The 21,691-nt window shown below is 71.6% G+C and carries 18 protein-coding genes; 5 read left to right on the top strand and 13 right to left on the bottom strand.

Annotated features, from left to right (window positions below):
* Positions 1 to 138: 138 nt before the first annotated feature.
* From OO60_RS31680 to OO60_RS31665, 4 genes are all read right to left on the bottom strand, one after another.
* The gene (locus OO60_RS31680; RefSeq protein ID WP_003104635.1) at positions 139 to 966 is read right to left on the bottom strand and encodes a GNAT family N-acetyltransferase; all 828 of its coding nucleotides are present in this window, start codon (positions 964 to 966) and stop codon (positions 139 to 141) included.
* Between the two features lie 144 nt (positions 967 to 1,110).
* Entirely contained in the window at positions 1,111 to 1,569 is a 459-nt protein-coding gene (locus tag OO60_RS31675; protein WP_003104636.1) for an SRPBCC family protein, read from the bottom strand.
* A gap of 73 nt (positions 1,570 to 1,642) precedes the next feature.
* Positions 1,643 to 3,304: a glycoside hydrolase family 99 protein gene (locus OO60_RS31670; protein WP_033262706.1), complete on the bottom strand. Its 1,662-nt coding sequence runs from the start codon at positions 3,302 to 3,304 to the stop codon at positions 1,643 to 1,645.
* A 157-nt stretch (positions 3,305 to 3,461) separates the two neighbouring features.
* The gene (locus OO60_RS31665) at positions 3,462 to 5,018 is read right to left on the bottom strand and encodes a Na+/H+ antiporter (RefSeq protein ID WP_003104638.1); all 1,557 of its coding nucleotides are present in this window, start codon (positions 5,016 to 5,018) and stop codon (positions 3,462 to 3,464) included.
* A gap of 247 nt (positions 5,019 to 5,265) precedes the next feature.
* On the opposite strand from OO60_RS31665, the gene OO60_RS31660 reads away from it, so the two are divergent.
* A complete protein-coding gene (locus tag OO60_RS31660) occupies positions 5,266 to 8,388 on the top strand; it encodes an ATP-binding protein (protein ID WP_033262705.1) in 3,123 nt (1,040 codons plus the stop codon).
* Here OO60_RS31660 and OO60_RS31655 read toward each other — a convergent pair.
* From OO60_RS31655 to OO60_RS31635, 5 genes are all read right to left on the bottom strand, one after another.
* Positions 8,366 to 9,133: an ABC transporter permease gene (locus tag OO60_RS31655; protein WP_004562506.1), complete on the bottom strand. Its 768-nt coding sequence runs from the start codon at positions 9,131 to 9,133 to the stop codon at positions 8,366 to 8,368. The genes OO60_RS31660 and OO60_RS31655 overlap by 23 nt on opposite strands.
* Positions 9,130 to 10,065 (bottom strand): daunorubicin resistance protein DrrA family ABC transporter ATP-binding protein, encoded by a 936-nt coding sequence (locus OO60_RS31650; protein WP_004562505.1) that lies wholly within the window; start codon positions 10,063 to 10,065, stop codon positions 9,130 to 9,132. The genes OO60_RS31655 and OO60_RS31650 overlap by 4 nt, the downstream gene beginning before the upstream one ends.
* Before the next feature lie 92 nt (positions 10,066 to 10,157).
* Positions 10,158 to 10,475, bottom strand: coding sequence for a DUF1048 domain-containing protein (locus OO60_RS31645; protein ID WP_004562504.1), 318 nt, complete (start codon positions 10,473 to 10,475; stop codon positions 10,158 to 10,160).
* A 1-nt stretch (position 10,476) separates the two neighbouring features.
* Positions 10,477 to 10,833 carry a DUF1048 domain-containing protein gene (locus OO60_RS31640; protein ID WP_004562503.1) on the bottom strand — a complete coding sequence of 119 codons (357 nt, stop codon included), beginning with the start codon at positions 10,831 to 10,833 and terminating at the stop codon, positions 10,477 to 10,479.
* On the bottom strand, positions 10,830 to 11,156 hold the full coding sequence (locus tag OO60_RS31635; RefSeq protein WP_004562502.1) for a PadR family transcriptional regulator: 327 nt from the start codon (positions 11,154 to 11,156) through the stop codon (positions 10,830 to 10,832). Before OO60_RS31635 ends, OO60_RS31640 begins: the two co-directional genes overlap by 4 nt.
* A 90-nt stretch (positions 11,157 to 11,246) precedes the next feature.
* Here OO60_RS31635 and OO60_RS31630 point away from each other — a divergent pair, with 90 nt between their 5' ends.
* On the top strand, positions 11,247 to 12,011 hold the full coding sequence (locus OO60_RS31630; protein ID WP_033262704.1) for an ABC transporter ATP-binding protein: 765 nt from the start codon (positions 11,247 to 11,249) through the stop codon (positions 12,009 to 12,011).
* Entirely contained in the window at positions 12,008 to 12,757 is a 750-nt protein-coding gene (locus tag OO60_RS31625; RefSeq protein WP_004562501.1) for an ABC transporter permease, read from the top strand. The genes OO60_RS31630 and OO60_RS31625 overlap by 4 nt, the downstream gene beginning before the upstream one ends.
* Before the next feature lie 221 nt (positions 12,758 to 12,978).
* Here the strand turns inward: OO60_RS31625 and OO60_RS31620 are convergent, their stop codons facing one another.
* From OO60_RS31620 to OO60_RS31610, 3 genes are all read right to left on the bottom strand, one after another.
* On the bottom strand, positions 12,979 to 13,671 hold the full coding sequence (locus tag OO60_RS31620; protein ID WP_004562500.1) for a response regulator: 693 nt from the start codon (positions 13,669 to 13,671) through the stop codon (positions 12,979 to 12,981).
* Positions 13,668 to 16,184, bottom strand: coding sequence for a sensor histidine kinase (locus OO60_RS31615; RefSeq protein ID WP_051767821.1), 2,517 nt, complete (start codon positions 16,182 to 16,184; stop codon positions 13,668 to 13,670). Before OO60_RS31615 ends, OO60_RS31620 begins: the two co-directional genes overlap by 4 nt.
* 246 nt (positions 16,185 to 16,430) lie before the next feature.
* Entirely contained in the window at positions 16,431 to 16,736 is a 306-nt protein-coding gene (locus tag OO60_RS31610) for a winged helix-turn-helix transcriptional regulator (RefSeq protein ID WP_003081204.1), read from the bottom strand.
* Positions 16,737 to 16,911: 175 nt separating this feature from the next.
* Here OO60_RS31610 and OO60_RS31605 point away from each other — a divergent pair, with 175 nt between their 5' ends.
* Both OO60_RS31605 and OO60_RS31600 read left to right on the top strand, forming a co-directional pair.
* Entirely contained in the window at positions 16,912 to 18,918 is a 2,007-nt protein-coding gene (locus OO60_RS31605) for an APC family permease (protein WP_003081201.1), read from the top strand.
* A 54-nt stretch (positions 18,919 to 18,972) separates the two neighbouring features.
* On the top strand, positions 18,973 to 19,902 hold the full coding sequence (locus OO60_RS31600) for an SDR family NAD(P)-dependent oxidoreductase (RefSeq protein ID WP_003081197.1): 930 nt from the start codon (positions 18,973 to 18,975) through the stop codon (positions 19,900 to 19,902).
* A gap of 122 nt (positions 19,903 to 20,024) precedes the next feature.
* Here the strand turns inward: OO60_RS31600 and OO60_RS31595 are convergent, their stop codons facing one another.
* A complete protein-coding gene (locus OO60_RS31595) occupies positions 20,025 to 21,662 on the bottom strand; it encodes a vWA domain-containing protein (protein WP_240490686.1) in 1,638 nt (545 codons plus the stop codon).
* Between the last annotated feature and the right edge of the window lie 29 nt (positions 21,663 to 21,691).

Genomic DNA, 21,691 nt, shown 5'->3' with positions numbered 1-21,691 from the left:
GACGAAACCGGCGGTGTCCGCCCGGCGGTGGGTGGCTTCGCTGCACTGGGCGATGAGCTGAGCCTCGGCCCGCTCGATGCGCTCGGCCAGTGCGGTGTCGCAGAAGAGTGGTGCTCGGTCGGCAGCGATGACGGCTCCTCAGTACAGGCCCGGCGAAAACACGCCGTGGCCGGGGGCAGGGGCGGGTTCGGTGGTCATGAACAGGTCGAAGTCGGTGATGGCGAAACCCGCTTCGAGCAGATGGGAAACAGCGGCGTGCGTGGCGGGCAGGCACACCAGCGCGGGACTTCGCACCGATGTCAGGGCGGTGACGACGGCGCCGGTGGCGTCGGCTTCGGGTGCGCAGCGCAGATGGGTCAGCCCGAATTCATCGCCGCCACCGCCGAGGCAGCCCGCTGCGACGACGTCGTCCGCTGCGCGCACCACGAACGCGGCGCCGTCCGGGCGATTGCTCCAGTACTCGTAGTCGGCGCTGCGATCGGTGCCGGTCAACTGCCGTTCGGTGAGCGCCGCTCGTGCTGGGTCGGTCGCCTCGACGGACCACCCGGCCGGCGTCGCGAGTTTCCCGGGGTTGCCGCGGAGGTAGAGCAGCGGCCAGGTGGCCGAGAGGCCGCGTCGGCTGTAGGCGGCGATGGCCCGGGGATCCTGGGAGCTGAACGTCATCCGGGGCGCGCCGGGCGCGAGGACTTCGTCCAGCAGCGCACCGCCTACGCCCGCGCCTTGCCTGCCGGGCACGACGAACGCATCCGTCAGCATGGTGCGGTCGCCGACCGGGATCGTGGCGGCGTAGCCGAGCATCTCCCCGGTCGCGGCTTCGGCCACGGCGAGCCGTCCGTGCGCCAGCAGGTGGCGGACGTAGTCCGGATCGGCGCCGGTTTCGTGGCGGCCCAGGCCGCTCAGGCCCGCGACCCGGGCGATGCCCGCCAGGTCGGCGAGGATCGCCGCCCGCACGGTCCACTCGTGCATCACGCGCTCTGCCGGTCACGGACGGCGCCGGGCACGTTCTCCGTCATGTAACGCCTCCGGTGGTCGGGCACGCTGTGCCGTCGAAAGAGTGGTGACGGCAGACTCAGTGCCTCGACCGGGGTCAGGCGTTACAGAGGAGTTCGGTCAGCTCGCGGGCGATGAGGGACCTCGCTCCAGCAGCGCCTTGAGGGTTGCCAGGTCCTTGCGATTGGCCCGGCGCATCGCCGTGGTCATCAGCGGCGCACTGATCGTCGAGAATCCCTTCGGTTCTCCCCGGTTGCGCAAGGTCATGTGAGTGCCGGTGTTTCCGTGTGCGGCGAAGGTGTAGGTCGTCTCCATCGGGAACGGACCTTGGGCCGTGCGCATCGTCAGCCGCTCACCGGGAACCAGCTCGACGATCTCGTAGGTGTAGGCCAGCCGGCGCCCCAGGAACCGCGCCACGAACGCGAGCCGCGAGCCCACGCCCAGCGGCGCCGGGGTCTCCCATTCCACGGATTCGATGTTGGCGTACCAGTCCGGCGCGTGGGACGGATCGATCGCGTATTCGGCGACCTCGTCGCGAGGGCGGTCGATCACGATCTCGGACTGCACGTCGACAGCCATTGCCGCCTCCTCTCGTGCCCCTCCCATTGTAGGTGTCCAATATCATCACGGGAGTGTCGGTGCGCAACGCGCTTCAGGCGTAGACCTCCAGCCGGGACAGCTGCCCGGCGGGCCAGCCCGTGTTGGCGGTGAAGGCGAGGCGGAGGTACCGCCGGCCGGTGGCGGACGCGGTGATCGTGACGCTGTTGCCGGTTGCCGGGTCGAACGTGTGCCCGGCCGGTGCGACCAACGTGTCGAACGTGCTGCCGTCGGCCGAGCCGGCGATCGACAGGGTCTGGGTCCGCGCGCCCCAAGCGGGCGGCACGGCCAGCACGATCCGGCTCACCGTCGTCGCCGCGCCGAGGTCGACCTGGATCCACTGCGGGAACGCGTTGTTCGCGCTTTCCCAGTAGGTACCCGGATTTCCGTCGACGGCATTGCCGGAGACATAGCCCTGGACGTGGCTGCTTTCGGCCGTGACCTTGGCGCGGGCCAGATCCGTCGAACCGGTGGACGGCAGGACCGGCGGTGTGGGCCGCACCGCCGTCAGGGCGAGCTGCCCCTTGAGCATCCGGCCGCCGTCGGCGGTGAGGCGCAGGTAGTAGTCCGCGGAGCAGGCGGTGCCGTCCTCGTCGAGGGCGAGCAGGCCGGAGCCGGCCGGTGTCATCGACGCGTTCTCCGCCGTCTTGGCGATCTGGTTGCCTTCGCCGTATTCGTCGAACATCGAGATGTACAGCCCCTGCGCGCCGGCGCGGATCATGTTGTAGAACTGGCGCCACATGAAGTCGCCGTGGGCGCGCTGGCGGCCCGAGACGTCGCCGGGCAGCACGCACGGCTGGTAGTCGATGCCGTTGGCGGCGCAGTCGGCCACGTCGGGGACGTTGAGGTTCTGGTACATCCAGTCCGAGTCACCGGCGTTGCCGATGGCCCCGACCATCCACGGTGAGATCATATTGAAAGCGCGGTAAACGCCGCCGAACCCGGGGCGGGAACCGCCGTCACTGGTCCGCCATTCCCGCGGGACGCCGCCGATCACGTAGCAGCCCTGGCCCTTGAACCAGTTCACGACGTCGAGGCAGGTGCTCGCGTCCCAGGGGTGGTTGCCGTCGTTGTAGCCGAAACCCCAGATGCAGACCACCGGTTTGCCGTTCTGCCGGGCATATGCCGGGGAGGCGGTGTGGGCGGACATCTTCGCCGTCCAGTCGGCCTTCATCTCGGACTGCATGGCCGCCCAGCCGGTGGCGTCGTACATGATGTAGAACTTCCGGCCGTGCGCTTCGGCGCCGAAGCGCACCTTCGCGGCCATCGCGTCGCGGGTCGCACCTTCGGCGCTGTTGGGGTTGAAGCGCTGCAGCGCGGCGGTGTCGCAGCCGTTCTCCGCCATCCACCGGAAGTGCGTGTCGACGGTCTGCTGGTCGTACGACGAGAACAGGGTCGCGGGCTCGCCGCTGCCGAAGTTGCCGTACGCGGTTGGGTACCTGCGCGTGTACTCGCGCATGTCCGGCCACGCCTTGATCACGTTGTTGCCCGGCGACGGCGTCCGGCCCCAGTCCTGGCCCCAGTGCCACCAGCCGTTGATCGGGGCGCCGTCCCCGGCGCAGGCGAACCAGCCCTGGTAACCGACGGTGATCTTGCCGACGACGTCGCCGGGCGGGCTCGCCGCGTTCGCGACGCCCGGCGCGCCGGTGAGAGAAAGCGCTCCCCAGGCCGACGCCGCGGCCACCGAGCCGATGAACCTCCTGCGCGAGATCTCCATGCCGTTCCTCTCGTCCGCCGGTGCACGAGTACGTCGGTGACAGGAATGTAGGCATTCGGCCAATTCTTGGCAAGAGTCAGACTGATTTCAGCAAGTTTCGCGCATGACGACGAAAATTATGCCTTACACGGCGGACGCCGATCCCCCGGCAGGCCGCTCAGTCCTCGAGCCCGGCGTGCTCCAGGTCCAGCAGCCGCTGGATGCGCCGCCGGGTGCCGTCGGTGATCTCGCCCGCCTCGAACAGCCGGGTCAGCTCGGCCGCCTCGACGTCGATCAGCTCACGCTTCAGGGCTCGGTAGTCGATCCCGCGCACCCAGTCCGCCGCCTCCTCGCCGGTGTCACCCCGGATGTGGTCCAGGCGGGCCTGCCAGCCGGCCCGCAGCCGGTCGACCACGAACGCCGGCGCCGACTCGGTCTCGGCCAGGTGGTCCAGGTGCGAAAGGCCGGCTTCGGCGAGCTTCCGGCGCGCGGTGCCGTACTCGGTGCGCAGGTCGGCCGGGTCGAGCGCGATGCCCGCCCGGCGGACCAGCGGGGCGAGCGTGAAGCCCTGGACCACCAGCGTCAGCACGATCACCGCCGTCGTCAGCAGGAGGACGAGGTCACGCGCGGGCAGCTCGGCACCGTCCAAAGTGGCCACCGGCAGCGACAGCGCCGCCGCGAGCGGCACGACACCCCGCGCGCCCGCCCACGACACGACCGCGGGCACCTGCCAGGAGATGCGGCCGTCCTGCCGTCGTTGCCGCAGCGCCGAGAGCACGAACACCAGCAGCAGCCGCGCGAGGACCAGGGTCGCGGCGATGGCCAGCGCCTGCAGCAGCCACCACGCACCCCCGCCGGTCACCCGGCGCACCAGGGCCGGCAGCTGGAGCCCGATCAGGCCGAACACCACGCTCTCCAGCAGGAACACCACGGTCTGGTACACCGCGCCGACCTGCAGCCGGATCCGGGCCGTCGTCAGCCGCTCGGCCTGGGTCCCGAGGATCACGCTCGCCACCACGACCGCGGTCACGCCCGACCCGCCGACCGACTCCGCCACCACATACCCCGCATACGGCGTGACCAGGGAGATCACCGTCTCCAGCACCGGGTCTTCGGTGCGCCGCCGGATGACGAACGCACCCAGCGCCGTCAGCACCCCGACCGCCACCCCGCCGCCCGCGAGCAGGCCGAACTCGCTCAGCGTCCGGCCCCAGGACGCGGCCCCGCCGGCGACGGCCAGGAACAGCGCCACCCGGAACAGCAGCAGGCTGGTCGCGTCGTTGAACAGGCTCTCGGCCTGGATCAGCGCCTGCACCCGCGGCGGCAGCGCCAACCGCCGCGCCAGCGCCGTCACCGCGACGGGGTCGGTGCTGGCCAGCACCGCGCCGAGCACGAACGCCATCCCGACCGGCAACGGCGTCACCACGACCGCCACCCCGATCACCGCCGCGGCCGACAACAGCACCAGCCCGACCGACAGGACCGCGACCGGACGGCCGACCGCGCGCAGGTCCCGCCACGGCAGCTCCTCCCCCGCGGCGAACAACAGCGGCGGGAGCACGACGAGGCTGATCACGTCCGGGGTCACCTGAACGAGTGGTACCCCCGGCAGCAGCCCGGCCGCCACGCCGACGACGACCAGCAGCGACGGCGCCGGCACCCGCCACCGCCGGGCGAACGTGGCCACCACGGTCGCCACGACCACGAGGAACAGGACGGTTTCCACCCCGCGCATGAGCCGGTCCTTCCCGATCCGAATCCCGGATGCCGACCAGACTTCCCGGCGCGCCGCGCTCAGCCTACGCGAGCGGCCGGAAGAAGTGGCCGAGGAGACCCGCATCCGGTGCCCGCCCCCTCGAGCGCCGCCCGGCGTTCGAACGCCTCCACTGTGGACGGATCGAAGCCGGGACGGCGGGCGGCCCGCCCCGTCCTGTTCCCCAGCGAACCCTCCGCCGAGCAGCTCCCCGGGCTAGCCTGAGGCGGTGACGATCGAGCTGGTCCTGCTGCCGCGGGTGGCCTACCGCGGCCGGGAAATCACCAGCCCCCGCCTCGGCAGCCTGCTCGCCCTGCTCGCCGACGACCTCCGCACCGGCGCGAGCACCGCCCGCCTGATCGAAGGACTCTGGCCGGACGGGCAGCCGGAGCACCCCGCGAAGGCGCTGCAGGTTCTCGTGTCCCGCGCGCGAGCCCAGCTCGGCCACGACGTCATCGAGGCCACGCCGTCCGGCTACCGGCTCACCCTGGCCGAGAGCCGGATCGACGCCGGCGCACTGGTCCTCAGCGCGGCCGCCTGCGCCCGGCTTTCCCGCGACGGCGACCACGAAGGTGCGCTCGCCCAGGCCGAGGCGGGCCTGGCGCTCTGGACCGCGCACGAGGACCCCGGCAGCGCCGACCCGCTCGCCGCGCTGCGGACGGCCCGCGCGTCGACCGGCCGGTGGCTGGTCCGCGCCCGCGCGCTGTGCCGCTCGCGGCTGGGCCGGGCCGCGGAAGCGGTCGACGAGCTCGCCGAGCTGGCCGCGGAACGACCGCGCGACGAGGAACTCCTGGCGGAACTCCTGCGCAGCGAAGCCGCGACGGCCGGTCCCGCTGCCGCATTGGCCAGGTACGAGACCTACCGGCGCACGGTCCGCGACGAACTCGGCAGCGATCCCGGACCCGCACTGCGTCAGCTGCACCAGCAGCTCCTGCAGGGCGAAGCACCCGCGGTGCGCCACGGCGTCGCCCACGAGCCGAACCCGCTGCTCGGCCGGGACGCCGACCTGGCCGCCGTCGCCGGGCTGCTGCGGACGTCCCGGGTCACCTCGATCGTCGGCGCGGGCGGGCTGGGCAAGACCCGGCTGGCCCACGCCGTCAGCCGCCGGGCCGAGCAGCGGATCGTGCACTTCGTGCCGCTCGCCGGCATCACCCGGGACGACGAGGTCGCCGCCGAAGCCGCCACGGCGGTCAGTGGAGCGGAGGCGGGCCCGCCCGGGAGCCGCCCGGCGGTCCCGCGTGACGCCGTGACCGGCATCCTCGACGCGCTCGGCGCCGGCCCGGCGCTGCTGGTGCTCGACAACTGCGAACACGTGGTGCGCGGCGTGGCCGAGCTCGTCCGGGCGCTGGTCGCGCTCAGCGCCGACCTCCGCGTGCTCACCACCAGCCGGACCCCGCTCGGCCTCACCTCCGAGGCGGTCCACGCGCTGCCGGAACTGACCCCCGCGGCCGCCGCCGAGCTGTTCCGGCAGCGGGCCAGGGCGATCCGCCCGGACGTCGACCTGCCGGACGAGGCTGTCCGGCAGCTGTGCGCCCACCTCGACGGCCTGCCACTCGCGATCGAACTGGCCGCGGCCCGCAGCCGCGTCATGTCGGTCGCCGAGCTCACCGGTCACCTCGGTGACCGGTTCGTCCTCCTGCGCGGCGGCGCCCGCGACGCCCCGGCGCGCCACCACACGCTGCACGCCGTCATCGACTGGAGCTGGACCCTCCTCGACCAGCGAGGGCAGGCCGCCATGCGCGCCCTGTCGGTCTTCCCCGACGGCTTCACCGCCGAGGCTGCCCGGCACCTGCTCGACGTCGACGTGTGGGGCCTGCTCGACCAGCTCGCCGGCCACTCGCTGGTCAAGGTCCTGGACACCCCGGCGGGCACGCGGTTCCGGATGCTGGAGACGGTCCGCGAGTTCAGCGCCGCCCGCCGCGGGGAAGCCGGCGAAACCGAGCAGGCCACCACCGGCTTCCTGGCCTGGGCCGTGGACTTCGCGCTGGCCCACCACGATTCCCTGTTCGCCGCCGACCTCGTGCCGGCCATGCGCCGGGTCGGTGCCGAGCAGGACAACCTGGTGCACGCCCTGCGGCACGGAATCGACCACGAGGACGGCCCGGTCGTGGCGGCGACCGCCGCCGTCCTGGCCGGGCTGTGGACGTTCGAGTCGAACTTCGGCCGGATGGCCGCGCTCGTCGAGGACACCGCCTGGCTCCTCTCGCACTTCCGTCCGGAGCCCGATCTCGTGGCGGCGACCCGCGCGGCGCTGGTGCTGAGCGCGGTGAACAGCTTTTTGTTGCAGGGCCCCCGGCCGACGCGCTCGCTGGCCGCCCTCCGCCGGCTCCCGCCCGCCGCGCCCGGCACGCTGGTGCACGCCGCCGAAACGGTGATCCGGGCCGTGGCGGCGGCCGACTTCGGCCCGTTGTTCGCGCTGTGCGACGACGACGATCCCCTCGTCGCCGGACTGGCCGAGGGCGTCGCCGGCTACGCGTGGTCGGCGCTCGAGGATCCCGAGCGGGCGCTGGCCGCGGCCGAGCGCATGGTCGCCGTGTTCGAACACCGGGACTCGCCGTGGATGCGCGCCGTCGCCCACGCCCGGGTCGGCGAACTGTGCCTCGAACTGGAACGCGGCGAAGACGCGCGGCGGTCGATCGGCACCGTGCTCGCCGTGCTCGACGAGACCGGCACCTGGCCGGGCGCCGCCCGCATCCGGGGCGCCCTGGTCCTGGCCCAGCTCCAGGTCGGCGCGATCGACGAGGCGGAACACTGGCTGGAACGGGCGATGCTGACCGGCGGCGGCGAGGCGGCCGGCGCGTCCATGGTGGACGTCGGCGCCCGCGCGGAAATCCTCCTCGCCCGCGGCGACACCGACACCGGCCTGCGCCTGTGGCGGCAGGCCGCCGAACGGCTCCGGTCCACGAAGGACACCGGCCCCGGCGCCGACGGCTGGGCGTGGGAGACCCAGGCCGTCACCGTGGTCGCCCACGCCCACCACCGGCGGCTCGACCTCGTCACCGAGATCACCGGCGAACTCCCCCGCGCGCTGCCCGGCTTGCTCGGCGACGCCGCGATGTCGGTCCCGGTCTGCGGTGCGGTGCTGCTGGCGCTGGCGCTGGCCGACCTCGACCGCGCGCAGACGCCCGGCGAGCGAGCCGCGGCGGTGCGCCTGGTCGCCCTCGCCGAGCGCTTCCGGTACGCGCGCGGCTTCCACCCCACGATGTCCTCGGCCCGCATCCGCGCCTTGGCCGAACAGGCCGACAAGCCGGCGTACGCCGACGCGCGGTCGGAATACGCCGGCCTCGGCCGCGAAGACCTGCGCGCGGCGGCGATCGCGGCGCTGGCGGTCAGGCCGCGGGATCGCGCCTGAACAGCAGCCGCGCCCAGACGTACCCCGCGACGGCGAACCCGGCGCACCACGCCACGGCGATCCACGCGACGCTCCCGGCCGGAGTGCCCAGCAGCAGGCCGCGCAGGGTGTCGATGACCGGCGTGAACGGCTCGTTGCGCGCGAACCAGCGCACGGCTCCCGACATCGTGTCCGTGGGCACGAACGCGCTGCTGACGAACGGCAGCACCTGCACCAGCAGGATGAACAGGTTCGCGCCCTCGGCGTTCTTCGCCGCCAGCCCGACCGCCACGGCGAGCCAGGTGAGCGCCAACGCCAGCAGCAGCACCAGTCCCAGCGTGGCGAACCAGCCGCCCGGTCCCGCGGCGGGCCGGAACCCGAACAGCAGCGCCACCCCGACGACCAGCGTCGCGCTGGTGACCGTGCGGAGCACCGCGCCCAGGACGTGCCCGGTCAGCACGGACACCCGCGCGATCGCCATCGTCCGGAACCGCGCGATGATCCCCTCGGTCATGTCGCGGTTCACCGCCAGCGCCGTCATCGACGCGCCGTACCCCACGGTCATCAGCAGGATGCCCGGCACCAGGTAGTCGACGTACGCCCCGCCGCGGACGCCCGCCTGCATCGCGCCGCCGAACACCCCGACGAACAACAGCAGGAGCAACACCGGCATTCCCAGGGCCATGATCATCATTCCCGGGTACCGGCGCAGGTGCTTGAGGTTGCGCCGCAGCATGGTCGCCGAATCGCGCACCGCGTAGCTCATCGGACGGCCTCCTTCTCGGTGGTGAGGGCGAAGAACACGTCGTCGAGGTCCGGGGTGTGCACCGACAGGCCGCCGACGTCGACGCCGGCGCCGTCCAGCCGGTCGAGGAGGCCGCGCAACGAGCGGACCCCGCCGTCGCCGGGCACCGACAGCGTGAACGCGGACTCGTCCCGCGTCCCCTCCCCCAGCGCCCGGGCGGCGGCGTCCAGGGCGGCGGCGTCGGCGAACTGCAGCCGGACGTGCCCGCCGGCGACCCGCCGCTTGAGCTCGTCCGGGGTGCCTTCGGCGACCACCCGGCCGTGGTCGAGCACCGCGACCCGGCCGGCGAGCTCGTCGGCCTCGTCCAGGTACTGCGTCGTCAGGAAGACGGTGACGCCGCCGGCGACGAGGTCCCGGATGATCCCCCACATGGTGTGCCGGCTGCGCGGGTCGAGCCCGGTGGTCGGCTCATCGAGGAAGAGCACGCGCGGCTCTCCGGTGAGCGTCATCGCCAGATCGAGCCGCCGCCGCATCCCGCCCGAGTAGGCCGAGACCAGCTTGCCCGCGGACTCGACGAGGTCGAACCGCTCCAGCAGGACGGCCGCCTTCCGCCGGCCTTCGGCCCGGCCGAGGTGGTGCAGATCGGCCATCAGCAGCAGGTTCTCCTCGCCGGTCAGCAGGTTGTCGACCGCCGAGAACTGCCCGGTGACGCCGATCGCGGCCCGGACCCCGTCCGGCTCGGCGGCCACGTCGTGCCCCGCGACCGAGGCCCGCCCGCCGTCGGCGCGGATCAGGGTGGACAGGATCCGCACCGCGGTCGTCTTGCCCGCGCCGTTCGGCCCGAGCAGGGCGAAGATCGTGCCTTCGGCGACCTGCAGGTCGATGCCGTCGAGCACGACCTGGTCGCCGAAGGACTTGCGCAGCCCGCTGGCCGCTATCGCCGGGGTGGTCACGGTTCTCCTCTCGTCCGCCGCGACCTCGGTGGTCGCGGCTGGGACGAGAGTGCGCAACCGCGGTTTCAGCGTGGTTTCACACCGCTTTCCGGCTAATGCCCACCCTTGTCCTTGAGCGACTCCTGGTAGCGGTCGGCGTAGGTCGGCGAGTCCTTGATCAGCTCGTCGCAGAAGGCGGCGACGTCCTCGCCGATCACCTCCAGGACTCCCCGGCCGGTCGCCGCGCTTTCGGCGAAGAAGTCGACGATCCCCGAGAGCAGGTTTCCCTCGAGCAGGTCGACCGGGCCGACCTTGAACAGGTACTTCTGCATCTCCTTGTAGACGATCTGGTAGTCCGGCGGCAGCGCTTTGACCCGAGCCAGATGCGCCCGCCACTGCTTCTTGCCTTCGATGACGTCCTGGATGCCCATCTCAGCCTCCCAGCCGGCCCAGTTTTTTCGCGACATTCCGGTTCAGCTGTTTCCGCCACCGGTCACGGAAGTTCTTGGCGCCTTCACCGCCGGCGAGCGCCGCGCAGAAACCCTCGACGTCGTCTCCCAGCACGTCGTGGATGCTCTGTCCCTCCGCCGCGGTTTCTTCGAGCAGTCCCAGCGCGCCGTCGAGGATCGGCATCAGATTGCGGCCCGAGAAATCCCCGTACGGGAAGAGGTTCGCCTTGATCTGTTCCCACGCCGCCCGGTAGTCCTCCGGCAACGCCCCGGCCCGGGCTTCGAAAGCCTGGTATTCCCGGGTCAGGTCGCTGCCGGTGATGGTCTCCCAGAAGTTCATTCCCCACCTTCCTTCAGTTCGTCGATGCGCGAGGAGACGTACTGCCACTTCGCCCAGAACCGCCCGAGCTCTTCGCGACCGGCGTCATTCAGCGCGTAGAACTTGCGCGGCGGCCCCTTCTCGGACGGCCGCTTCGTCACCTGGACGAGCTTGTTCTTCTCCAGGCGCAACAGGATCGTGTACACGGTTCCCTCGACGACGTCGCCGAAGCCGAGGTCGTTCAACCGGCGCGTGATGGCGTAGCCGTAGGTCTCCTCCTTGCCGATGATCTCGAGCACACAGCCTTCGAGGGTGCCCTTCAACATCTCCGTCAGGTCGTCCATCGCTCCTCCGGGCTTGCCCTGGCACCGCTACCTAGTACTACTGTATACCAGTACTCAGCACTACTGACTAGCTGGATGAGGGGATGACCGATGACAGCGATCCGAGTACGCGGCCTCGAGAAGTCGTACAAACAGCTCCACGTCCTGCGTGGCGTGGACTTCGACGTCGCACGGGGCAGCATCTTCGCCCTGCTCGGCTCGAACGGAGCCGGCAAGACCACGGTGGTGCGGATCCTGTCCACGCTGCTGAAACCCGACGCGGGAACGGCCGCGATCACCGGCTTCGACGTCGTCACCCAGGCCGACGGCGTGCGGGCGGCGATCAGCCTGACCGGGCAGTTCGCCGCCGTCGACGAGATCCTCAGCGGCCGGGAGAACCTCGTCCTCATCGCCCGGCTCCGGCGCCTCGCTCAGCCCGGCAAGGTTGCCGACGACTTGCTGGCCCGCTTCTCCCTCACCGACGCGGCCACGCGGAAGGTGTCGGCGTACTCCGGGGGCATGCGACGGCGCCTGGACATCGCGATGAGCCTCATCGGCGATCCCCCGGTGATCTTCCTGGACGAGCCGACCACCGGCCTCGACCCCGAAGCCCGCGTCGAGGTCTGGGCCGCCGTCAAGGACCTCGCCGCGCGCGGCACCACCGTGCTGCTGACCACCCAGTACCTGGACGAGGCCGAGCAGCTCGCCGACCGGATCGCCATCCTGCACGAGGGCCGGATCATCGTGAACGGCACGCTCGCCGAGCTCAAGCAGCTGCTCCCGCCGGCCGAGGTCGAATACGTCGAGAAGCAGCCGACCCTCGAAGACGTCTTCTTCGCCGTCGTCGGCACCCGCACGGAAAGCGAGAACCGATGACCACGGACACCACCATCCTTTGGGGACGGTCGCTGCGTCACATCACCCGCAGCCTGGACACGATCATCACGACCGTCATCACGCCGGTCGCCATGATGCTGATGTTCGGCTACGTCTTCGGCGGCGCGATCCAGACCGGATCGGCCTCCTACGTGAACTACATGCTGCCCGGCATCCTGCTGATCACGATCGCCTCGGGCATCGCCTACGCCGCCCTGCGGCTGTTCACCGATCTCAAGAGCGGGATCTTCGAGCGCTTCCACGCCATGCCGATCGCCCGGTCGGCCGTGCTGTGGGCGCACGTGCTCACGTCGCTGGCCGCCAACCTGATCTCGCTGGTGATCGTCGTCGGTGTGGCGCTGCTCATGGGCTTCCGCACGAGCGCCGGCGTCCTGGCCTGGCTCGCGGTCACCGGCATCCTGCTCCTGTTCACCCTCGCCCTGACGTGGATCGCGCTGATCGCCGGCCTCACCGCGAAAACGGCCGAAGGCGGCGGCGCGTTCTCCTACCCACTGATCTTCCTGCCGTTCCTCAGCTCGGCCTTCGTCCCCACCGCCACGATGCCCGGACCGGTGCGCTGGTTCGCCGAACACCAGCCTGTCACGTCCATCGTCAACACCATCCGAGCCCTGTTCACGCAAGCACCGGTCGGCACCGACATCTGGACCGCCCTCGCCTGGTGCGCCGGCATCCTTGTCGTCGCCTACGCCTTCGCGACCGCGGCCTACCACCGCAAAGTGTCCTGAGTGGCCGAGGAACACAGGGAAAACCGTCAAGCAGCGTCGCTGCGAGGAACCACGGACTCCGGGAGACGGCCCAGCCGGACTGCGTGGCCGGCGAGGTCGTCCTCGACGCACTGGCGGCGCTGCCACGTGCGCTCGCCCTGCGGGATCCTTCGGTGACGCAGCCGGTGCGAAGCCCAGCCGCGCCGCGACGAGCGGCACCAGGGCCCGCCGTCGGCCTCCGGTCACGGCGGATCCTCCGGGGCGAAGCGGTACCCGATGCCGGTCTCGGTGATCAGGTACCGCGGGCGGGCCGGGTCGGGTTCGAGCTTGCGCCGCAACTGTGCCAGGTAGACACGCAGGTAGTGCCCGCGGTCCGCGTACTCCGGCCCCCACACCGTGGTCAGCAGGTGCGTACCGCTGACGAGCGAGTCGGGGTTGCGGACGAGCTGTTCGAGGATGGCCCATTCGGTGCGGGTCAGGTGCACCGCCACGGCACCCCGGCGGACGGTCTTCGACGAGACGTCCACGGTGAACGCCGCCGTCTCGACGACCAGATCCGGTTCGGGCGCGCCGAGGGCCAGCCGGCGTTCCGCGACGCGCAGGCACGCGAACAGCTCCTCCATCCCGAACGGCTTGGTCACGTAGGTGTCGGCGCCGGTGTCGAGGGCCCGGATCTTGTCGGCGGAGGTGTCCCGGGCCGAAAGCACGATGATCGGCATCGCGCTCCAGGTCCGCAGCTCGCGGATCACCTCGATGCCGTCGATGTCGGGCAACCCCAGGTCGAGCAGGACCAGGTCCGGGCGCTCGGTCGCCGCGGTCAGCAGGGCGGATGCGCCGTCGGTGGCGGTGACCACGGAGTAGCCGCGGGCGGTGAGGTTGATCCGCAGCGCCCGCACGAGGGCGGCTTCGTCGTCGACCACGAGCACGGACGTCATCGCGGCACCGCCGGCAGGGACACGACGACCGTCAGGCCGCCACCCGGGGTGTCCTCGGCCCGGATGTCCCCGTCCATCGCCGCCACGAACCCCTTCGCGACCGACAAACCGAGTCCGACCCCGGTGGTGGTGTTGCGGTCGCCGAGCCGCTGGAAGGGGGCGAACGCCGAGTCGGCCGCGCCCTTCGGCAAGCCGGGACCGTGGTCGGCGATCCGCAGCTCGACGCGGCCCCCGTAGGTGCTCGCGCGCACGGCGACCTCGCCGCCGCCGTGGCGCAGTGCGTTGTCGACCACGTTGGCGATCGTCCGTTCCAGCAGGCCGGCGTCGGCGGTGACCGCGGGCAGCCGGTCGTCGATGTCGACCGCGACCTTCGCGCCGCCGTCCACCGCGGCCAGCGCGGTCGCGACGACCTCGTCGTACCCGATCGGCCGGAGCACCGGCTGCACCGCGCCGGTCGCCAGGCGCGAGGAGTCCAGCAGGTTGTCGACCAGCCCGGAAAGCCGGTCCGTCGACTCTTCGCCGGCGCTCAGCAGTTCCTCGGTGTCCGCTTCGGACAAGCTGATGTCGTGCGCGCGCAGCCCGCCGAAGACGGCCTTGATGGACGTCAGCGGCGTGCGCAGGTCGTGGCCGAGCGCCGAGAGCAGCGCCGTCCGCAGCTCGGTGGTTGCCGCCCGGCGCTGCGCCTCCTGCGTCTGCGCCGCCATCCGCTGCTGCCGCAGCGCGAGCAGCGCCTGACCCGCGGCCGCTTCCAGGACCCGCTGGTCGTGTGCGGGCAAGGTGCGTCCCCGCAGGGCCAGGTGGACGTCGTCGGTCACCGGGACGTCGACGTCGGCCTCGTCCGGATCGTCGCACGGCCGCTCCCCCGTGCACGCCGCGCGGACCCATTCGTCGTCCCGTTTCTCCAGCAGCGAAACGGATTCCAGCCCGAAGTTCTCCCGCACCTTTTCCAGCAGCCGCTGCAGCGGATCGCCGCCCCCGAGCACGGTCCGGGCGTAGGAGGCCAGCAGCGCGGCCTCGGTCCGCGCCCGCGCGGCGGCGTCGGCCCGGCGCGAGGCGCGGTCGACGACGAGCGCGAACGCCACCGCGACCACGACCATCGCCACCAGCGTGATGACGTTCTGCTGGGCGTCGACGGTCAGCGTGTACAGCGGCGGGGTGAAGAAGAAGTTCAGCAGCAGCGCGCTCGCGATGGAGGCGAACAGCGCGGGCCCGAGGCCGCCGACCAGGGCCACGATGATCGTCGCGAGGAAGTAGTCGATCACGTTGGTGGACAGGATCAGCGTCTGCCGCAGCACGACGCCGATCAGCGTCGCCACCGCGGGCAGCAGCAGCGCGAGCCCCCAGCCCAGCAGCTGCCGCCGCCGGGCCAGGGAGCTGCGCGGGAACAGCTTCGCGCGCAGCCGCCCGCCGGATTCGTCGTGGGTGACCATGTGCACGTCGATCGGCCCGGACTCCTGGACCACCGTCGCGCCGATGCCCTCGTCGAACAGCCGGGCCACCCGGGAGCGCCGGGAGGTGCCCACCACGACCTGCGTCGCGTTCACGCCGCGGGCGAAGTCGAGCAGCGCGGTCGGGACGTCGTCACCGACGACCGTGTGGAAGGTGGCGCCGACGTCTTCGGCGAGCTTTCGGTACTCGGCGAGCGCCTGCGGGGAGACACCGGCCAGGCCGTCGCCGCGCAGGATCTGCAGCACGAGCAGCTCGGCTCCGGCTCGCTGCGCGATCCGCCGGGCTCGCCGGATGAGCGTCTCGCTCTCCCGGCCGCCGCTGATCGCCACGACCACCCGCTCCCGCGCCTCCCAGGTGTCGGTGATGTCGCGTTCGCTGCGGTAACGCTGCAGGGCGACGTCGACCTGGTCGGCCACCCACAGCAGGGCCAGTTCCCGCAGCGCGGTGAGGTTCCCGGGCCGGAAGTAGTTGCCGAGCGCGGCGTCGATCCGCTCCGCCGGATAGACGTTGCCGTGCGCGAGCCGCCGCCGCAGCGCCTCCGGCGTGATGTCGACCAGCTCCAGCTGCCCGGCGCGGCGCACGACCTCGTCCGGCACGGTCTCCTGCTGGGCGATGCCGGTGATCCGCTCGACGACGTCGTTGAGGCTCTCCAGGTGCTGCACGTTCACCGTCGAGAGGACATCGATCCCGGCGTCCAGGAGTTCCTCGATGTCCTGCCAGCGCTTCTCGTTGCGGGAGCCGGCGACGTTGGTGTGCGCCAGCTCGTCCACGACCGCGACCTCCGGGGCGCGGGCGAGGATCGCGTCGACGTCCATCTCCTCGAAGTCGTGCCCGCGGTAGGCCAGCGTGTGCCGCGGCACCACTTCGAGCCCCTCCAGCAGCTCGGCGGTCTTGCGCCTGCCGTGCGTCTCGACCAGGCCGACGACGACATCGGTGCCGCGGCCGGCCCGGCGGCGGGCCTCCCCGAGCATCGCGAAGGTCTTCCCCACGCCCGGGGCGGCCCCGAGGTAGATGCGCAGTTCACCGCGGCGGCGCTTCGGCGGGCTCGCGTCCGCTGTCGTCACGGGTCAGTGCCTGGCCGCCGCGACCGCGAGGTGGGGCTGCAGGACGTCGACCAGATCGGCCATGCGGCTGCTCCTTTCCGGCGCACGACAAGCCGAGGTCGCCCGAACGGGGACCGGACTGACGAAAGCGTGTCCCTCCGGAGCTTCGGTTCGGAGGCCACCTGACAAAGTCTTGATGCGTCCTCACGGCGCGTTGACGCGTTCTTGACGGAGGTGCCGGCGAACCGCTGTCCGGCCCAGGCCCGGCTACCCGTCGAGGTGACGCTCGTACGCGGCAACCCAGACGTCCAAATCGGACAAATCGTCGACCATCCGGCAGCCGGCGGCGGTGAGGCAGAACACCACCTCGCCGCCCGGCCGGCCGTCCCAGGTTCCCGTCGTCGTCCGCCGGAGGGCTCCCTCGGCGGCCAGGACGCGCAACGCGGATTCGAGCATCCGCCGCGGGACGACCCGGCGGAGATCGGCGAAGGCGCGGTCGCCGGAGGCCAGCTCGTCGAGCAGTTCCACCGCGCCGGGGCAGCAGATCACGCGCGTGAGAGCGGTTTCGGCCATGGCAGCTCCCGGGGGGACGACGTGCCGAACCGTAGGCAGCCGCCCGGCGGCGACCAGGGTCGTTGACGGGAATCTGACGAGCACGGGAACGACACTTACGATTTCCCTACGCCGATACCGGTATCTTGACGTTTTCTCTACGCCGGACAGCCACGCCACCAGGCACGCTCCCTACGTGCCGGCACCCACCTCATGGCTGAAGCGGCTGGTCGTCGGCCGGCCGTTCCGCAGCGACACCCTCGGCGAGACCCTGCTGCCGAAGTGGCTCGCGCTGCCCATCTTCGCCAGCGACCCGCTTTCCTCGGTCGCCTACGCCACCCAGGAAATCCTGCTCATCCTCAGCATCGGCGGCCTCGCCTACCTCACGCTGGCTCCCTGGGTCGGGCTGGCGGTGGCCGTGCTGCTCACCGTCGTCGTGATCTCCTACCGGCAGGTCGTGCGCGCCTACCCCAGCGGGGGCGGCTCCTACGAAGTCGCCTCCCGCAACCTCGGCAGCCGCGCCGGGCTCGTCGTCGCCGGCGCGCTGATGGTCGACTACATCATGACCGTCGCCGTCTCGGTCGCGTCCGGAGTGGACAACATCATCTCGGCCGTTCCCGAACTCAACGACTACCGGATCGCGCTCAACATCGGCTTCATCGTCCTGCTGATGGCGATGAACCTGCGCGGCATCCGCGAATCCGGCCGCGCCTTCGCCGCGCCGACGTACCTGTTCATCGCCACCGTCATGCTGCTGGTCGTCGTCGGGCTGGGCCGCACCTTCACCGGGCACGCTCCGGTGGCCGAAAGCGCCGGCTACGACGTCCGGCCCGAGCAGGTCGGGCTGACCGGCGCCGCCCTGGTCTTCCTGCTGCTGCGCTCCTTCGCGTCCGGCTGCACCGCGCTCACCGGCGTCGAGGCCATCTCCAACGGCGTGCCCGCGTTCCGGAAACCGAAGGCGCTCAACGCCGCCCGCACGATGACCGCCATGGGCGTCACCGCCGTGGTGATGTTCGGCGGCATCACCGCACTCGCCCTGATCACCAAGGTGCACATCGCCGAGAACACCTGCGACCTGGCCGGTTTCCGCGGTGACTGCGCCACCGACCCCCAGCGCACCGTCATCAGCCAGATCGGCGCCGCCGTCTTCGGCGGCGACCACACGGTGCTGTTCTACATCCTGCAGGCCGCCACCGCCCTGATCCTCATCCTGGCCGCCAACACCGCGTTCAACGGGTTCCCGTTGCTGGCCTCGATCCTGGCCCAGGACCGCTACCTGCCCCGCCAGCTGCACACCCGCGGCGACCGGCTCGCCTTCTCCAACGGCATCATCGCCCTGTCACTGGTCGCCGGCATCCTGATCTTCGCCTTCGACGGTTCCACCACCCGCCTGATCCAGCTCTACATCCTCGGCGTGTTCACCTCGTTCACGCTGTGCCAGGCCGGGATGGTCCGCCACTGGAACCGGGTGCTCGCCGGCCCCACCGACAGCCGCGAACGACGGGCGGCCCAGCGGTCACGGCTGATCAACGCCCTCGGCGCGCTGCTCACCGCACTCGTGCTCATCGTCGTCCTGATCACCAAGTTCACCCACGGCGCCTACCTCGTCGTCATCGCCATTCCCGCGTTGTACCTGCTGATGCGCGCCATCCACCGCCACTACACCCACGTCCGCGAGGAACTCCGGCCCGACGACGAGTTCGAGCTGCTGCCCAGCCGCGTCCACGCGATCGTGCTGGTGTCCACTTTGCACAAACCCAGCCAGCGCGCGATCGCCTTCGCCCGCGCCACCCGGCCCGACACCCTCAGCGCGATCACCGTCAACGTCGACGACGCCGACACCCGCGAGCTGCAGCACCAATGGGAACAACGCGGGATGAAGCTCCCGCTGAAGGTGATCGAGTCCCCGTACCGCGAGATCACCCGGCCGGTCGTCCAGTACGTCAAGAACCTCCGCCGCGGCAGCCCCCGCGACGTCGTCTGCATCTACATCCCCGAGTACGTCGTCGGCCGCTGGTGGGAGAACATCCTGCACAACCAGAGCTCCCTGCGCCTGAAAGGCCGCCTGCTGTTCGAACCCGGAGTCATGGTGACCAGCGTGCCCTGGCAGCTGCACTCCACCACCCGCCGCGACCTCCAGCGCGTCCGCCCGCTGCCCGGCGACCTCCGCCGCGGCGTCACGACCCAGCGGCGCTCCGGCTGAGCGGGCACTGCTCGCATCGGTTTGTCGTCGTTTTGGCCGGGTAGCCCGAGCGTCATGCGCAGTCGCCTGAAACCGGACCGTGCCCGCGCCGCGACGGGCCGGATCGTGGTGGTCGCCGGCGCCACCAGCGGGATCGGCCTGGCCACCGCGGTCGCGTTCGCGGGCCGGGCCGGCAAGCTCGTCCTCGTCTCCCGCAGCGCCGAAGCGCTCGACGCCGCCGAAGCCGCCTGCCGGCACGCCGGAGCCTCCACTGTGGACACCCTCGCCGAAGACATCACCGACCCCGCGGCCGCCGGCCGGATCGTCGCCCGGACGCTGGACCGGCACGGCCGGATCGACGTCGTCGTGCACACCGCGACGGTCATGGGGTACGGCAGCGTCGAGGCGATGCCGGCCGACGTGTTCACCGCCGTCGTCGACACCGCCGTGCACGGCACCCTCCACCTGGCCCGCGCGGTGCTGCCGGTCCTGCGCCGCCAGCACGCCGGCACGTTCATCGGTGTCAACTCGCTGCTGGGATCGATCACCGTCCCGCAGATGGGTGCCTACGCGACCTCGAAGTGGGGGCAGCGGGCCGTGCTGCGCACCCTGCAGCAGGAAACACGGGACGAGCCCGGCGTGTCGGTCTGCATCGTCAGCCCCGGCAGCATCAACACCCCCATCTACTACCAGGCCGCCAACTACACCGGCCACGCCGTCCGCCCACCCTGGCCCGTCCTGGCCCCCGAACGGGTGGCCGCGGCGATCACCCGGCTGGCCGACCGGCCCCGCCGGCACGTGTCGGTGCCGATCGGCCCCGGCAACCCGCTCGTCATCACCGGCTTCCGGCTGCTGCCCCGGCTCTACGACCGGCTGGTCGGCCCCCTGCTGCGGCTGGCCGTGCTCACCCGCGAACGGCTGCGGCCGACCTCCGGGACTGTGCACCACCCGCACCCCGGCCAAGAACGCATCCACGGCCGCTGGCCGGCCCCGCGGAACAGGTGAAAACCCTCTTACACACCTGCTGAACTGACACAGCGACCTGTTGTCCGTGCTCTGCGGCGCCACCGCCGCACGGCACGCCGGGCGGCCACCTCGCCCGATCGAGGTGGCCGCCCGGATCCGGGTTATCCCTCGGCCGACAGCTGGAACTCGACGCCGCCGAGGTCCTCATCGCCGGACGACTGGGAAACGCGGACCACGAAGTCCGTGCCCGCCGCCGCGTCCGCCGCCGTGAACGTCACCGCTGTCTCCAGGCGCTCCTTCGGCTGGATCAGCAGGCCCTGCAGCACCGCCTGCTGGCCGCCGGTGATCTCGACCTGCGTCTCCCCCACCTGACGCACGCCGATGCCCTTCTGGCCGCTCTGGCGCCAGCGCTCGGCCAGCACCTTGCCGAGGTCGATCACCACCTTGCCGGGGCCGCCCGCGAACGGCTTGCCCGGCTGGGTGATGAGCAGGTCGGTCGGGGTGGGCCGGTCCGCGGCCGGGTTGCCGAGGGTGAACGGGTGCGTCACCGGCGTACCGGGCCTCAGCTTGATCGTGTCCACGTTGTGCCACGCGATGTTGTTGTTGTTCCGCGTGTTGACCAGCGTGTTGGAGCCGGGCAGCTCGGGGGAGGTCATCGGGTCGGTCGCCGAGATCCACCGGGCGAGCAGGCAGAAGTGGCCCGGTCCGGGCACCGCCGCCCACGGGATCGTCACCTGGGTGGTGCCCGCCGGCACGGTCACCGTCGGCGAGGACCCGATCGGGATCCAGTCCGTCGGCCACAGCGCCGCCCCGCCCTGCGCGGTGTAGGAGACTTCGACGTGGCCGGTCGACGCGCCGGATCCGCCCGGGCCCGGGTTGTTCAGCGTCACGACCACGTAGTTCGCCGCGCCGACGACCGGGTTGGTGCCCGCGCACGGCGGCAGCGTCGTGCACACCTTGATGTCCGGGCTCGTCCAGATCGGGTTCAGGCCGTGCGGTGCGACGCCGGTGTCGGCCGGCGCGTCCTTGATGAACACGTCGGTCTTGCGGCAGTTCTTGAGCGCGTCGAGGATCGCCGCGCCCGCACCCGCGCCGCTGGCCGGTGTCGCCGCGTACGTGCCGCCGGTGGTGGTGGCGTAGTCCTGCATGATCGTCGAGATGCCGGGCAGCGCGTTCGTCTGGACGTAGACCGCCGAGACCTTGATGCCCTTGTTCGCCGCCTGCACCGCCCGCAGGTGGGCGTTGGCCTGGTCGGCCGCGGTGAAGGTGTCGTCGAAGCCGCCCGGGTGGGCGTCGGTCACCAGGATGACCATCTTCGTCGCGTTGGTGCGCCAGGTCCCGGAGAAGTCGCCGGTCTGCGGGCGCCCGGCGGCGGGCAGGTCGTTGACGGCGGTGTTGACGGCCTCGTCGGACGCTTCGGGCTCGCCGTTGCCGCCCACCGGGGTCAACGCGTTGATCTGCGGGGTGACCGCGGCCAGGTTGAGCGGCGCGAGGTCGGTCCGCACCGTCACGTCGTCCTTGAACGTGACGAGGCCGAGCTGGTAGTCGTTGCCGGAGTTGGCCTGCACGGCCGTGGCGATGTTGCCCAGCTCGCTCTTGATGTTGGTCAGCGCCGGGCCCATGCTGCCGGTGTCGTCGACGACGAACGCGACGTCGAGCGGCCCGCACGGCGAGTTGGCCTGCGGCGCGCCGGCCGGGGCCGCCGCCGCGGGGACCACGGGCAGGAAAGCGGCCGCGGCGGCGAACGCGAACGCGGCGGTCAACGGTCTGCGGCGCTGGGGCCGCGATCTGGTGCTCATCCGGTTTCCCTCACAGAGTCGGAACTGGA

This window comes from Amycolatopsis vancoresmycina (assembly GCF_000716785.1).
Classification (GTDB): domain Bacteria; phylum Actinomycetota; class Actinomycetes; order Mycobacteriales; family Pseudonocardiaceae; genus Amycolatopsis; species Amycolatopsis vancoresmycina.
This window is presented reverse-complemented; position numbering and strand designations above follow the sequence as displayed.